Source organism: Chryseobacterium tructae (assembly GCF_030409875.1).
GTDB lineage: Bacteria > Bacteroidota > Bacteroidia > Flavobacteriales > Weeksellaceae > Chryseobacterium > Chryseobacterium tructae.
Map to the genome: position 1 here is coordinate 1,408,257 of NZ_JAUFQR010000001.1, position 14,579 is coordinate 1,422,835.

General features: G+C 35.6%; 13 protein-coding genes and 3 pseudogenes. 3 read left to right on the forward strand and 13 right to left on the reverse strand.

Annotated elements, in window-relative coordinates:
- Nucleotides 1-20 precede the first annotated feature (20 nt).
- Nucleotides 21-1,132, forward strand: a pseudogene (locus tag QWZ06_RS06845) (5-(carboxyamino)imidazole ribonucleotide synthase).
- 66 nt (nucleotides 1,133-1,198) lie between these two features.
- On the opposite strand, the gene QWZ06_RS06850 reads toward QWZ06_RS06845, so the two are convergent.
- From QWZ06_RS06850 to QWZ06_RS06880, 6 genes and pseudogenes are all read right to left on the reverse strand, one after another.
- The gene (locus QWZ06_RS06850) at nucleotides 1,199-1,564 is read right to left on the reverse strand and encodes a hypothetical protein (protein WP_290296704.1); all 366 of its coding nucleotides are present in this window, start codon (nucleotides 1,562-1,564) and stop codon (nucleotides 1,199-1,201) included.
- Between the two features lie 31 nt (nucleotides 1,565-1,595).
- A complete protein-coding gene (locus tag QWZ06_RS06855; protein ID WP_290296706.1) occupies nucleotides 1,596-2,303 on the reverse strand; it encodes an SH3 domain-containing protein in 708 nt (235 codons plus the stop codon).
- 62 nt (nucleotides 2,304-2,365) lie between these two features.
- On the reverse strand, nucleotides 2,366-3,025 hold the full coding sequence (locus QWZ06_RS06860; RefSeq protein ID WP_290296708.1) for an SH3 domain-containing protein: 660 nt from the start codon (nucleotides 3,023-3,025) through the stop codon (nucleotides 2,366-2,368).
- A gap of 171 nt (nucleotides 3,026-3,196) precedes the next feature.
- Nucleotides 3,197-3,637, reverse strand: coding sequence for a hypothetical protein (locus tag QWZ06_RS06865; RefSeq protein ID WP_290296709.1), 441 nt, complete (start codon nucleotides 3,635-3,637; stop codon nucleotides 3,197-3,199).
- Nucleotides 3,638-3,777: 140 nt separating this feature from the next.
- Nucleotides 3,778-5,318: pseudogene (locus tag QWZ06_RS06870) on the reverse strand (cation:proton antiporter).
- A gap of 6 nt (nucleotides 5,319-5,324) precedes the next feature.
- Nucleotides 5,325-5,888 carry a hypothetical protein gene (locus tag QWZ06_RS06880; RefSeq protein ID WP_290296713.1) on the reverse strand — a complete coding sequence of 188 codons (564 nt, stop codon included), beginning with the start codon at nucleotides 5,886-5,888 and terminating at the stop codon, nucleotides 5,325-5,327.
- A 231-nt stretch (nucleotides 5,889-6,119) separates the two neighbouring features.
- Between QWZ06_RS06880 and QWZ06_RS06885 the strand changes: the two genes are divergently transcribed.
- Nucleotides 6,120-7,040: an alpha/beta hydrolase gene (locus QWZ06_RS06885; RefSeq protein ID WP_290296715.1), complete on the forward strand. Its 921-nt coding sequence runs from the start codon at nucleotides 6,120-6,122 to the stop codon at nucleotides 7,038-7,040.
- Nucleotides 7,041-7,121: 81 nt separating this feature from the next.
- Here the strand turns inward: QWZ06_RS06885 and QWZ06_RS06890 are convergent, their stop codons facing one another.
- Nucleotides 7,122-8,030: a DMT family transporter gene (locus QWZ06_RS06890; RefSeq protein WP_290301307.1), complete on the reverse strand. Its 909-nt coding sequence runs from the start codon at nucleotides 8,028-8,030 to the stop codon at nucleotides 7,122-7,124.
- A 353-nt stretch (nucleotides 8,031-8,383) separates the two neighbouring features.
- Here QWZ06_RS06890 and purE point away from each other — a divergent pair.
- A pseudogene (purE, locus tag QWZ06_RS06895) lies at nucleotides 8,384-8,886 on the forward strand (5-(carboxyamino)imidazole ribonucleotide mutase).
- A gap of 56 nt (nucleotides 8,887-8,942) precedes the next feature.
- Here the strand turns inward: purE and QWZ06_RS06900 are convergent.
- The 6 genes from QWZ06_RS06900 to QWZ06_RS06925 all read right to left on the reverse strand — a co-directional run bounded on the left by QWZ06_RS06900 (nucleotide 8,943) and on the right by QWZ06_RS06925 (nucleotide 14,297).
- Nucleotides 8,943-10,619 carry a BspA family leucine-rich repeat surface protein gene (locus QWZ06_RS06900; RefSeq protein WP_290296717.1) on the reverse strand — a complete coding sequence of 559 codons (1,677 nt, stop codon included), beginning with the start codon at nucleotides 10,617-10,619 and terminating at the stop codon, nucleotides 8,943-8,945.
- Between the two features lie 139 nt (nucleotides 10,620-10,758).
- Complete coding sequence (gene yiaA, locus QWZ06_RS06905; protein ID WP_089737179.1) at nucleotides 10,759-11,151, reverse strand: inner membrane protein YiaA; 393 nt, start codon at nucleotides 11,149-11,151, stop codon at nucleotides 10,759-10,761.
- 159 nt (nucleotides 11,152-11,310) lie between these two features.
- A complete protein-coding gene (locus QWZ06_RS06910; protein ID WP_353959940.1) occupies nucleotides 11,311-12,183 on the reverse strand; it encodes an IS3 family transposase in 873 nt (290 codons plus the stop codon).
- Nucleotides 12,180-12,614, reverse strand: coding sequence for a transposase (locus tag QWZ06_RS06915; RefSeq protein ID WP_290296720.1), 435 nt, complete (start codon nucleotides 12,612-12,614; stop codon nucleotides 12,180-12,182). The genes QWZ06_RS06910 and QWZ06_RS06915 overlap by 4 nt, the downstream gene beginning before the upstream one ends.
- Nucleotides 12,615-12,704: 90 nt before the next feature.
- Nucleotides 12,705-13,508 carry a hypothetical protein gene (locus QWZ06_RS06920; protein WP_290296721.1) on the reverse strand — a complete coding sequence of 268 codons (804 nt, stop codon included), beginning with the start codon at nucleotides 13,506-13,508 and terminating at the stop codon, nucleotides 12,705-12,707.
- Between the two features lie 186 nt (nucleotides 13,509-13,694).
- Nucleotides 13,695-14,297, reverse strand: a complete 603-nt coding sequence (locus QWZ06_RS06925; protein ID WP_290296723.1) for a hypothetical protein — start codon at nucleotides 14,295-14,297, stop codon at nucleotides 13,695-13,697.
- Nucleotides 14,298-14,579 lie beyond the last annotated feature (282 nt).

Consider the following 14,579-nt stretch of genomic DNA (forward strand, 5'->3'; position numbering starts at 1 on the left):
AAATCTAATAAAAATAAAAAATGAAAATAGGAATTCTGGGAGGCGGACAGCTGGGAAGAATGTTGATACAAAGTGCATTGAAGTATGATGATGAGTTTTATACTCTGGATCCGGCTTCTGACGCACCATGCCACAATATCTCGTATTTTACGCAGGGTAATTTCAATGATTATGAAACCGTTCTTAACTTTGGAAAAGAGAAGGATGTAGTGACCATCGAAATAGAGCATGTAAATGCAGATGCACTGGCTGAACTTGAAAAACAGGGAATCAGAGTGGTTCCTAATGCAAGTATCATCAAAACCATTCAACAGAAAATCCTTCAGAAGGAATTTTATAAAGCTCATGATATCCCAAGTCCGGAATTTCAGGTGGTGTGGAACAGTGATGAGAAGATCATGATGCCATTGCCATTTGTTCAGAAGATGAATACAGGTGGATATGATGGAAAGGAGTACAGGTTATCAAAACAGAAGATGATTATCAGCATTTATGGAAAGAAGCTTCAGTGATTGAAAGTTTGGTAGATATTGATAAGGAGCTTTCTGTGATCGTTGCCAGAAATGAAAAAGGTGAAACCAATATTTTCCCGGTAACGGAAATGGTTGCTGATCCAAAACTTAATCTTTTGGATTTCAATGTATGTCCGGTTCTTCTGACTGAAGATGTACAGCAGCAGATTGATGTCATTACAGAGAAGTTCTTGAATGCAGTCAATTCTCCGGGGCTTTTTGCTATTGAATTATTCCTTGATAAAGAAGGAAAGGTTTGGGTGAATGAAACGGCTCCAAGACTACATAACTCCGGGCACCAAAGCCAGGAAGGAAATACCAATTCACAGTTCGAACAGATGTATCGTGTGGTAAGGGATCTTCCTTTAGCAGATACGGATGCCATTACCTACAGCGGAATGCTGAACTTGGTAGGAGCAGAAGGCTACTCTGGAAAGGTAGTATACGAAGGAATGGAAGATGTTCTTCAATTACCGGAAACTTATATTCATTTATACGGAAAAACAGAAACTAAACCCGGAAGGAAAATGGGGCACATCAATGTGTTGGCAGATTCCAGAGAAGAGCTTATGGAAAAGCTTGTCATGGTAAAAGGAATGGTAAGAGTGATTTCTGAATAACAGTGAAGAGATAAAAAATAGCTGTAGTTTTCTACAGCTATTTTTGTTTGTATATTCTTTTGAAACTTAATGATAGGATGCATACTTCTTCTTAATCCAGAAGGCTGTTTCCCAAAGTATAATGGAGGTTACTGCATTTCCAACAATTGCTGTCATCATTCCTATGCTATCCCAATTCGGAACCCAATGTAGCTCTAATAAAAGATAAGCTGTTGATAAGGAAATAAATGCAATCACAAATCCGATGGTGATATTAAAACTGCTTTTCCATTTTAAAATAATAAAAGCAATGATTGAGTTTAAAATTCCAAATCCCAAACCTGTCACCAAATAGAAATTATGAAGGTTCAACATGTTGTCGATACCGGCAATAGGAAATGCAAGCAGACAGTAAATTATAAATAAGATCACATAAATAATTGCTTTTTTCATGATTTATAATTTGGCTGATTTTAAAACTAACTTAAAAAGGTTTTTTTACAATTCTTTCTTTATAGACTCCTTTTACAATTTTAAAAAGAGCAACATAAGCTCCGGCTCCGTCAGAATTAATCATAGTGAGATATATCGTGTCATTTTTACGATCGTAATAACACCCTGTAAATTCATTGCTGATATTAAAAAGGTTTTCAATTTCTTTATTGGGAATCTGAACTTTTTTATCTTTGATCTGAACGGTGATAGATTTATAGTGAGTTTTGGGAGTGGTTCCGTCTGTTCCCCATATAAGGTTCCCTTTATACTTATCTTCTATTTTTTGGCCACCATAATTGGATGAAGAAAAGAACTTTTTATTTTCCTTATAATTGAACTTTTCAGTAATGATATCCACTTTGATATTTCCGGATTTGAAAATAGCTTTATTTTCATCCTTTGTTATAGGAAGAATTACTTCATAAGAATCAATAAGTTTAACTTTCGAATGATTGATATAACCCGTTGTTTTATCATCATCATAAACATTCAGCCAGTTTTTGTCAGCTTTTTCCAGCTCAAAAGTATAAACAATTTTATCAGAGTTGATTTTTCCTGTGATCTTACTTTTGGCGTCCGGACTTTCTCTTAGATTTACATAGCCATCTTTATCTACAATTTTGGCGAACTGAGCAAAAGAAAATTGAATACTTAAAATTGCTGCTGCAAGGAATATCTTTTTTGGTTTCAATGCCATTGGATGGTTTTAAATTTTAATAATAGCTTTATTGTTTAATGGGGTGTAAACAGTTATTTTTACTAAAAAGGGATCTCCAACGTTCTTCCTTTATATTGACCCTTTTCAATGGTGAAAAGTGCCACATAGGTGCCAGCTCCTTCAGAATTCAGCATGGAGATGTACAACGTATCATTTTCACGGTCATAATAACAGGTCGTATATTTATTGCTGACCTGAAACAAGTTCTCAATGTCTTTGGTTGGAATTTCGATGATTTTATCGCCAACTTGCGCAGTAATGGAAAGATAGTGTGTCTTAGGAATTGTTCCGTCTAGCCCCCAAACTTGTTGTTCCTTATAGAAATCTCCATGTAATGTTGAAGTGAAATCTTTTTCATTTTCTTTAAAGTTAAATTTTCCGGAAGCTATATTTACTTTAATATTTCCGGACTTAAAGATCGCTTTGCCGGCATCACGTACAATCGGAGGGACAGCTGGGTAAGATTTTATATATTTCAATCTGGAATTATGAACATACCCATTGCTTACATTCGCCCAATTCTTATGATCAGGATCAAATATATAGACGATCTCATCCGAATTGATTTTTCCAACGATATTACTGTTTGCATCTGCATTTTCCCTTATATTCACATAGCCATCTTTATCTACAATTTTTGCAAACTGAGCAAATGATAATTGTACACTTAAAGCGGCTGTTAAAAGGAATATTTTCTTCATTTTCAATGAATTTTAATTTTAGGTAAAAATAAGTAAAAAGGCTTGAAGCCAGAAGAAGAAAATTATTGAGAATTAATATATAATTATACTTTCCTTTAAGATTACCATCAGTAGTTTACTGCTGATACGTAACTTACGGCCTCCTTCTTCCAGCTTCCATCCTCTACTTTTTTATTTAAATATCTTCTGAATCACATTTCCGATTTCCACGAAATCTCCATGATTGCCTACAGAACGTATTTCAGGACTATTTTTGTCATACTCGGAGAATGGGAAGATCAAAAGATAGTTATTGTCACTCAGGTATCTGTTCAGGAGTTCCGGAATAAGTCTCATTCTAGGAATATAAGATTGCATTCCGCGTTTGGCCATCAGAACAATCAGAGCTTCGTTTTCTTTCAGTTGGGCTGCCGTTTTTTCACCGTCCTGCCATGTATTCATAATAATAAACTCTGCTTCTATATTGGCTTTTTTGATAATCTTCTGAAGGATATCCAGAATATTTTCAGGAGCATAAAAGACAACGGTAGCCCCGGAATTTCTTGCAATGTTCCAAACCCTTAACAGGGCATGGAAGAATCCAGCTTCTTTATGAGCGTTTTCAGGAATCATGACTGCGTATTTCTTTATGGTAGAAAGTGGTTGCGCAGCATGATATACTAATATATTTACATCATCATTCTGAAGGTATCCGTTATAAAGATTGTAAACAAAAGATGGTGAGAAACCTTTCTCATCTTCCAGCCCGATAATCAGATCGGTAATTTTTGTTCTTTGATGACATTGTTTACCCCATTGATAACATCATTGTCATATCTTTTAAGAGCCTGTAACTTAACATCCGCTGCCGCTGCCGCATCCGATGCTTGGTGCAGTAGCTTTTCTGCATTCTTTACAGAGGATTCGTTTTTATCTTCATTAATGACATTTAGAGCGAAAAGATCTTCCGTATTGGAATGGGCTTTAATCAAAATTCCCAAGTTGACCATTCTTTCTACAGTTTCTTCGTGATTGATGGCCAACAAGATATTTTCTTCTTCATGGCTGTTTCCGGAAACCGTATCTTCATTATCTGCTTCAGCGATTTTTTGGGCACTGGCCATAGAGATAAATGATGAAATTGTACAGGAGATCAGAATCAATAAGATACTTCCGTTCAATACGTGTTCATTCAATAATCTTACAGGTTCTCCGGTTTCAGTTTCAGAAAGGATGATATTATATCCTACCATTACAGAGGCCAAAGTTGCCGCTGCAGAGGCCGAGCTTAAACCGAAGATCAGTTTTCCTTCTTCTTTTGTTAGTTTAAATGTTTTTTGAGTGGCCACTGCGGAAAGATATTTTCCACCAATAGATGCTGCAAGCATGATCCCAGCCACTTCAAGCGTTTCCCAACTTTTGAAAAACACTTTAAAATCAATCAGCATTCCTACACTAATCAGGAAAAAAGGAATAAAGATGGCATTTCCTACAAATTCAACTCTGTTCATCAGAGAAGAGGTGTGCGGAATAAGCCTGTTTAATGCTAATCCGGCAAAGAAAGCTCCGATGATGGCTTCTACTCCTGCAAGTTCTGCAAGCATTGCTGCCAGATAAATCATAACCAATACAAAAATATATTGTGAAATTTTATCATCAACTTTTTTGAAGAACCAACGCCCTATAATAGGAAAGACAATCAGTACAATCAGCGCAAAAACAATGAATGACACCGATAATTTCACCCAAAATTCTGTTCCTACATCGCCTTGTGACATTCCTACAATCACCGCCAATACCAATAAGGCTAGAATATCGGTAATCATGGTTCCGCCAACGGTAATGTTAACTGCTTTATTTTTGCCATTCCCAGCTTGCTTACCAACGGATACGCAATAAGCGTATGGGAAGAGAAAAGACTGGCAAATAGGATGGATGTAAGCATTGAGAAATGAAGGATATAATACCCTCCCAAATATCCCAGTACAAAGGGAACAATGAATGTATAAAGTCCAAAAGTTAAACTTTTCCATTTGTTTTTCTTAAAATCTCCCATATCAATTTCCAGTCCTGCCAGGAACATGATGTAAAGCAGTCCGGTTGTTCCGGTGACTACAATACTGCTGTCTCTGGATAGCACATTAAATCCGTTAGGACCTATGATGGCTCCCGCGATAATAAGACCTAAAAGATGAGGGACTTTAATTTTATTCAGTAATAATGGTGCTGCAAGAATGATGATCAGAACCAATAGGAACTTCAGTACCGGATCCTCTATAGGAAGGCTCAGGTTGTGTATACTCAGTAAAATCATAAGTGTTTATTTGGTGGAACGTACTAATTCAACAGAGAACTTAGCTGTACACCCATCAGAAGTAATGGTTCTTGTTCCCTTGAGTTTATTGTCAGAAATATCATTAATCAGAACGCTCATATCTACATTCTTTTTAGCCGTAGAATCTGTTTTGAAGGAAAGTCTGATCTCGTTATTTTCAAATTTTCCGGAATACAGTCTTACCAGGTTATTATTATTAATGATTTTGGTAATGGGTTGAGTAGAATCATTATCAAATTCCCAGATATCCGTACGTTGGTCACCCACAGCATAATCACTGCAGTTAGATTCTGTGCAGATTACTTTTCCGTTCCATGGACCGGAGATTTGAGCAGGCCAGGTAGCGATCACCACCGAGTCTTTTTTAGAAAAAATACTGTCTCTCATTTTTAAAAGTGACTGGTATTCCGATTCTTTTTTGGCAAATGTTTTTTCTTTTTCCAATAGTTGTTTTTCCCTGTCAGTCAGGTTCTTTTCCTTTTCTTTGTAATCACAGCTTACAAGAAGAAAAGAGGCTGCAAGAAGTACGAAAAATGTGTTTTTAATCATATTGTATAGGTTGAGTATACAATATAAGAAAAATGAAAAGAATATGAAAACCGACTTTCCGATGTTCTTTTATTTTCTGGATTGAATCCTGAATATTTTATTTTTTGTAAATTGGTAATAATCTTCTATTTACCTCTTGATTTTTTTCTCAATATGTATTATTTTTAATCTTATGATTGGACGATATGAATTTTACCAATCTTATGATATTATTAAGTAAAGCCGAATGAAATGAAAAATACATTTTGGATGATCTTTCTTTTTTCAAACTTATCTTTCGCACAGAATAAAGTTGAAGCTCAGAGTTTTTTGCCGATCATTACTCTCTGGACAAAAATACCGGATGGGCCTGGTCCAAAAGGAGAGGTGATTATTTCATCAAAAGGCTCTTTTACTAATATTAGTGCCCCTAAATTGATTATTCACCAACCTACTCACCCTAATGGAATTGCAGTTTTGATAATAAGTGGCGGCGGATATGCGCACATAGAATCTGGTTCTGAGGGTAATCCTGCGGGAGAGTGGCTAAAATCACAAGGAATTACAGCTTTTGAATTGATATACAGACTGCCAGGAGAAGGCTGGGCTACCGAATCAGTTCCTTTTCAGGATGCTCAACGTGCCTTACGAATCATCAGAAGTAATGCAGAAAAATATAAAATTAATCCTAATAAAATAGGCGTTTTGGGCTTTTCTGCGGGTGGTCACCTCGCAGGTTATATTTCTTCTACTTTTGATAAAGGGTATTATCCATTACAAGATGCCATAGATCAAGTTTCTGCCAGACCAGATTTTACCGGAATGATTTATCCTGTGGTGTCCATGCTTCCCCCTAATAATACAACGCATTCTTTCAAATCTTTATTGGGAAAATCATCAGATACAAAAGATCAGATAAAATATTCTGTTGAAAAGCAGGTCACAGGACAAACTCCAATTACCTTTCTGGCACAGTCTGAAGATGACCCCATTTCATCAGTAGAAAACAGTATCCTTATGTATCAGGCCTTGAAGAATAACCAAGTTCCTGCAGAATTACATTTGTTTCAATCCGGAGGGCATGGCTGGGGATTGGGTAAAAAAGAGACCAATACCGGTGAGTGGACAAATTTGTTTTTAGATTGGTTAAAGCTGAACGGAGTCTATAAATAATGTATAGATTGAATAATCATTAAACTCTTATTTAAAGATCTTTGAAAAAAGGAAAGATTCATTTTTTCCCGCTAATCAATCTTATGCAGCCACTTTCTGCCTTTTAAACATTTCCGGTTTGTAGTTGATAATAAATACGCCACAAATAATTAATGCCGCTGCAAGAATAAATTTGAAAGATATCTGTTCATCCATTATCAGCCAGCCGAGGAATATAGCAATAATGGTATTGACGTAAGCCAATATGGAAACCTGTACCGGAGAAATTTTAGTCAAAGCATAATGAAAAGCAAAAAAAGCTGCTACTGAGCCAAAAATCGATAGATATAACATGGCTGAAATACTTTTTAATGTCCAGTTTCCGAAATTATAGTTTTCTGAAAATATCAAAGCCAGAATAATCTGAACGATGCCTGCGAATAGAAATTGATAGAATAGATTCAGGGTGATATTTCCACTTTGAATATTCAGTTTTTTGGTGAAAATAGTTCCTGAAGCCCATCCTGAAATAGCACAGAAAAGGAAGATCATTCCTGTTCTATAATCAGGGTTGGCAAGATCCTGAAGCCCATCCCAAAAAATAAAAAGGATTCCGCTGAAGCACATCAGAACACCAAGAAATGCGCGGATGCTAAACTTTTGTAAGCCTACTGCTACACTTCCTAAGAAGACCAGAATAGGAGAACAGGCACTGATAAGTGATGCCAAGCTGCTTGATACGGTTTCTTCAGCAACAGTGGTCATTCCATTAGCAACAACCAACATTAGTGATGCAAAAATGATTTGATATCCAAGACTTTTCCAGCCAATCCATTTGAGTTCCTTTCTTGAAAGAAGGATAATCAACATAATAATAGAAGCCAAGAACTGACGGATTCCTGCAACAAACCATGCCGGAATAGTTTCTACAGCCACACGAATTGCTAAAAATGTAGTGCCCCAGACTAAAGCAACGGTAAGAACAGCGAAAATAAGTTTATAATCTTTCAAAGCGAAATAGAGTGTAACAAGCAAATGTAATAGTTTTTTCAAAATTTGAATGGGTACAGTTGAAGTGATTTTTGATGATACAGATGGGAAGGAGGGAAGCGGGAAGATGGATGAGGGAAGTTATAGTAGCCCGTAGAGTAATTGACATATGAAATAGATAAAGGAGCACGTCGTTTTGGTGGTATTTGGATGGAAAGGAAGCAGGAAACGGAAAAATGGAGGTACCAGTAGTTTTCGTAGAAATTACAGGATGAAAGGAATGGGTATTATGTTGTTCGGAATAAACTTCCAGCTTCCAGCCTCCTAACTTCCAGCTTTATTTTTTATCTTTGAACATCTAATAAAAATTGAAGATGGTAGGTATTATTATGGGCAGTCAGAGTGATCTTCCGATCATGGAACAAGCTGCAAATTTTCTTAAAAGTCTGGATATTCCTTATGAATTGACTGTAGTTTCAGCACACAGAACGCCGGAAAGAATGTTTGATTATGCAAAGACAGCTCAGGAGAGAGGTCTTAAAGTAATTGTTGCCGGAGCAGGAGGGGCAGCACACCTTCCAGGGATGGTGGCAAGCTGTACAACACTGCCGGTAATCGGAGTTCCGATTTATCCAGCAATTCTATTGATGGATGGGATTCTGTACTTTCAATCCTTCAAATGCCGGGCGGAATTCCGGTAGCAACTGTAGCATTGAACGGCGCCTTAAACGCTGGGATTTTAGCGGCTAAAATTATAGGCAGCGGTAATGATGAAGTTGCCGTAAAACTTCAAAAATATCAGGACTCATTAAAAGATAAAGTTTTGGGAACTGTGGAAGATATTAAAGCACAGCATCCTAATCATTTTGATAAATAATTGAGAGATACACTCCGTATATAAAAAGCTTCATTGAAAAATGAGGCTTTTTGCTTTTACTTTTTTATCAATTTAAAATTCTGTGTATTCTCTTTTAGATGAAGTTGTAGAAGATAATTTCCCGGGGCTAACGTTTGGATGTTAATTTTTTCATTGGTCATACTTCCTTTTAAAACAACTCTTCCTGTGAGATCAAGGATTGTATAGTGATCTGCAGTGGTGTTTTTAATGTAAATAATATCTGTGGCAGGATTAGGATAGATGCTGACTTTGTTATCCATTTTTATATCTGAAGTACCAAGATGGGATAAACATTCCGGGTTATAGGCATCTCCGGTGATTGTCCAGCCTTTATAATTGATCAGATAATCTCTTGCTGTATCTGCTTGAGGAGTTGAATACACAAGAGAAGTGACTGGCGATATATTGATCGTATTAGCGAGTGACTGATTTTGACTCCACCCATAAAGAGTGTTGTTGTAGTTTTGACAGCTTATAGCTGTATTTTCTAGAAGATTGTTGGCTATTTGTAATGAGTTGAGTTTCCAGTTTCCTAAATTTTGATCAAAAGTCTTCGCATCACTAAACATATAAGGCATGCTGGTTACGGAGCTTACATCCCATCCGCTTATATTTTGATTGAATTTTTTGGCTCCATTAAACATATTGGACATATCTTTTACACTGCTTACATTCCAGGTTGAAATATTACCATTGAATTGTTCTGCCATCAAAAACATATATCTCATCAACTTCACCTTACTCGTGTCCCAGGTACTGATGTCCTGGTTAAAGTTGGTTGCAAATTGAAACATAGAGTGCATGTCAATGACGTTTGAGGTATTCCAGTTTCCGATGGGTTGGTTAAATTGTAATGCATTTACAAACATTAGTTCCATTTGAAGGTTTCTGGACATATTCCAACTGCCAATAGGCTGATTAAATTCAAAAGCATAAAAAAACATGGAGGCTGTGGTTTCTACTTTAGAGGTGTTCCAGTTTCCAATGGGTTGATTGAATTTCTGAGCCATCAGGAACATCGCTGCCATTGAAGTCACGTTAGAGGTATTCCAATTTCCTATAGGCTGGTTGAATAAATAACATGTATTAAAGGTTCCTACTAAGGTGGTAACATTGGATATATCCCAGTTATTAATGGTAGGATTCCCAATCAGATGATGGCAGTTGTAAAACATATTAGACATATCGTTTACTTCCGAAAGATCAGGAATGTCCGTTGCAGTAATATCCAGATTTTCACAACGATGAAATGCATTCTGCATAGAAGCCCAGGCTATATTTCCCCATTGTTCAATATTTACGATTTTATATGAATCTCCTATCATGTTAAGAGGCTGGTTTCCACCAACTATCTGCGAGCTCATAAATTGTATTTGATTGAAACTTCCGCTCCCGTTACTTATTTTTACCCTGTAAGTGGCATCGGAAGGAATAGGATTTAGCGGGTGTCCAAAATCAATAAAGATCTGATAATCGGAAGATACATTCGATAGAGTAGCGTTATGAGATGGATAGCCAATTTCTTCCCAATAGATATTGTAATCGGTTCCTTTTCCAGGAAACCAGATCTGATTTTCATTAGAAGGATAGGGGATTCCTGTGGAAGACGACGAAGGAAGACTAGGCTTCCAGACTGTGATAAACTCATTTTGAGCTTTTATGATCTGAAAGAATACAATAAAAAGAATAAAAAGTAAATTTTTCTTATGCATGTCAATATTTTGTGAAATAAATATAGTAAAAATAAGGCAAATGATTATTTTGTTAATTATTTATGATTTTTCTATCTTTTTTTTTAAATTATTGATAATATAAGATGAAAAAACTCTCCAGCATGGGAGAGTTTTTGTATTATTCCTGAAGCATATTGTCTCGGGTATTCTTTTGAACAGCAATAGCACCAAAAAGTGCCAGCAGGAAGGCAAAAGCGTAGAATCCTTTTTCACTTGGAAGTATAGTGGCGTTCCAAAGGCCTATAGCCAGCAATACAATGGAAGAAAGGGTAGCAAACCAACAAATCCCATAGTAAATATCTGTTACCTGGATATTTTCCAATTTATCACGAACAGCTTTCTGTAAAGAAACAACGGCAAATAGACCATATAATAAGATCGTAAAATAGTAACCTTTTTCATTCAGCAACATTTCTGCTCTTGCAAGACCTACGATATAACCGATCATTCCTGCTCCCAATGCGACCCAAGAAGCTGCGACAAATGCATTTGATACTCTTTGTTTTTTCATGAATTTAATGTTTTGTTTAAGAGGCTAAATATATTCATTTTTTGTTAACATTGTTATTATCATAAAAAAATATGGGTAAAATACGGAATGATAATGGGGATGTGAATGGGATGACTAGTCCTGAAAATCTGATACAGATTATAGGACAAAAATAAATAATTAAACCAGAGCAAAGTTTTTTTTGCTTTGGTTTTTATTTTTATAAGTTCTCATTTTAATTTCTGACTGCTTATGCATCTGGTTTGGGGTTAGATAGTAATTTGAAAAATGAGGACGCAGCTCATTGTAAATTTCGATGGATTCCTCTACTAACTTTCTTCTTAAAGCATGGTTTATATGATGCCTGTCAATATTAAATTCGTGCTTTAAAATGCCATTCACTCTCTCCGCTACTGCATTTTCATAAGGATCGGAATTTTGTGTCATACTACATTTTAATTGATGCTTTTGCAAAACGTTCTGGTATTCATTCGAGCAGTATTGTAAGCCACGATCAGAATGATGGATTAAGGATCCCGCCATACCTTTATGTTTCTTTAAAGCTCTTTTCAATGCCATAAGACTACTCTCTGTATTTAAATTATCTGCTACAAAAATGTCCCCACTATTTTTCTTAGAATAAGCGTCAGTTATTAAGCTTAAATAGCTTGGATTTCTTCTGTCTCCTATATAAGTAATATCGGCAACCCAAACCTGGTTGGGTTTTGTTATCTGATAGTCCAGAATCAAATTTTTGTGCTTTCTGAAGCGATGATGGGAGTTGGTAGTAACATGATAATTTTTCCTGGGAGCAATCAATAAGTGATTGGCTCTTAGGATATCAAAAAATTTATCTCTTCCCACTTTGATAGAACTTAGTGATTTTTGTAACATAAAATATAGTTTCCTGCCTCCTAATCTGGGCATTTTAACACGAATACTCTCTACCAGCTTTACAACCTCTGAAGCCCTATTCTTACAAACTTTTGTACGCTTGATACTTCTATAATAGATTTGTCTATTTAACCCTAACAATCCACAAGTAAAAATCAAAGTTTCTTTTTCTTTACTGCGGAAGTCATCGATTGTTCGGGTGGTGAGTTTTTTCGAATATCAATGTGATATTCTTTCTCTGCAAGATCAATCATCATATCAAAAAATATAGCTTTTTTATCAGCAATATAAGCCTGCTTTTCCAAGAAAGCTTTTTGCTTTTCAAGAAGTCTTACTTCGGCTTCTAGTTCCATAATTCGTTGTTCAGGTGTTTTTTCCATGGCATAAGGTCTTTGGTTTTCCCAATCAAAGTTACCATATTTTCTGAGCCAATTCAAAACTGTAGCATGGGATTGTATGCCATATTTTTTGCGACAACTGGTAATAGTTGACTCGCCGGATTCAACTTCTTTTACTATTTGAAGTTTTAAACTTAAACTGTAATCTTTCTGCGTACGTTTGATGTACTGTGATTTTAATTGTTCTTCCATAACGATTTGTTTTTTTTGTGTATCGCTATTTCAGGACTAGACAGGAGTTAAAAATAAAAAGCCCTCCGGTATTCGGGGGGCTTCTTTATCTTATTGTGAGATATATTCGTAGTCGTATTGTACGGAAAGATTTCCGTCACTGCCTATTCCTGTTGCCTTAACTGGAAATCCGGAATTGTTGTATTGAATGGTAAAAGTAGTTGTCTCACTTGGTGTCCAACTGCCATTGAACAGGAAACTGTCTTTGTTGATCAAGTAATTGTTCTTACTTAAAGCAGTTATTTCTCCCATCATTATTTTCAGATACTTATTGATGTTGGTGTATGGGTTCAATTTATTGTCATATGAATATTCAGACCTATTGCTCATATCGAAAGCAGATGTTCCTAATGTGGTTCCTACTGAGATATTGTCTCCGGAATAAGTATAAGAAGTCGTATTGGAGTTGGAACAATCTTCTGTTTTGCAAAGAGTAGAAGAGGAAAGCTGACCATTGGAATTATAAGCATAATTTATCGTTCTGCTCCCAGACTGATTTGAGTAAACATTTTTGATTTTATTAAGCTGACTCCCTGTATAATAAAAATTGGAATAGAAATCCAGCTGTTGTTGGGCATTATAATAATTCGCTTTTATGGGTTTACCGTTACTATATTCAAAAGTAATGGCTTTTCCTGCAGATAATTGTTTGATAAGTTCCCCCTGGCTATTGTATTCGAAGCTTTTGATAACGGTTTTAGGTTTAGACGGATCGTCATAGTAGGTTGTCGTAACTTTACTTAACAATAATGTTTTTCCTGTAGGCTCATTTTTAGTTTCATTATCATCATTACTGCTGCAGCTGCTAAAGAATACAACAGTGCTCATCATCCCCAGGAATAAGTAGTTTTTCATGTAATTTTAAATTTTTGGCAAAAATAAAAAATGCAATGAGGTTTTAACATAGAAAGCTTTATTATTTCAAAATACTGGGATTAAATCATGTTTTATAGCCGGAATATAGTATACAAAGTAATAATGTTTATTTTGCACTCAGCGTATAAAGAAAGCTCTCCAATATTGGAGAGCTTTTATGGGTATTTACAGGGTAATATACTCGTAATCATATTGAACAAAAGGTTCTCCATTTTTACTTTTACCTATAGCCTTAATGGGAAATCCGGAACTATTGTATTCTAAGCTGTATATGGTGATTTCATTTCCAGTGAGGTTTGAACTGCTTTTGTCTACCATGCAGTTATTTTTACTTAAAACATCATTTGTACCCCAGAAAATCTTTAAATATTTATTGGTATACGTATATGGGTTTAAGTTATTATCGTAAGTGTACTCGTTTACCATTCCTTCATTTTTAAGAGTACGTAATGATATATTATCCCCATTATATGTATAGGTTTCTATAGAAGGATCAGAACAATTGGGAGATTTGCAGATGGAGTAAGAAGCAAGCTGACCAAGAGAGTTATAAGTGTATTGATGGGTTCTGTTATTCTCAGAATTTGTATACACCATCTTGTTGCCTACTAATCGATCTCCGGAGTAATTAAACTCGGCATAGCTTTCTAGCTGCTGTTGTGGATTATAATTATTGGATTTTACAGGCTTTCCATTATTGTATTCAAAAGTAGAGACTCCTTCTTTGGAGTGTATTTTTACAAGCTGTCCCTGATTATTATATTCCATTGTTAGTGTACCATTTAGGTAACTTACAATAGGGTCAGCGTAAGTTGTAGTAACTTTGCTTAGTAATATTTCTTTCCAGTAGGTTCATTATCATCATTACTGCTACAGCTATTGAAGGATAGAACTGCGCTCATCATCCCAAGAAATAAGTATTTTTTCATGTTTTATTAAAAAATTTCTCAAAAGTAAAGAATGCATTAGTGTTTTAGAAATAAAAAGCTCTTTTATTTCAATTTGCTGGGACTAAATCATGTTTTAAAGTAAAGAACCTTTGTGTGCGAA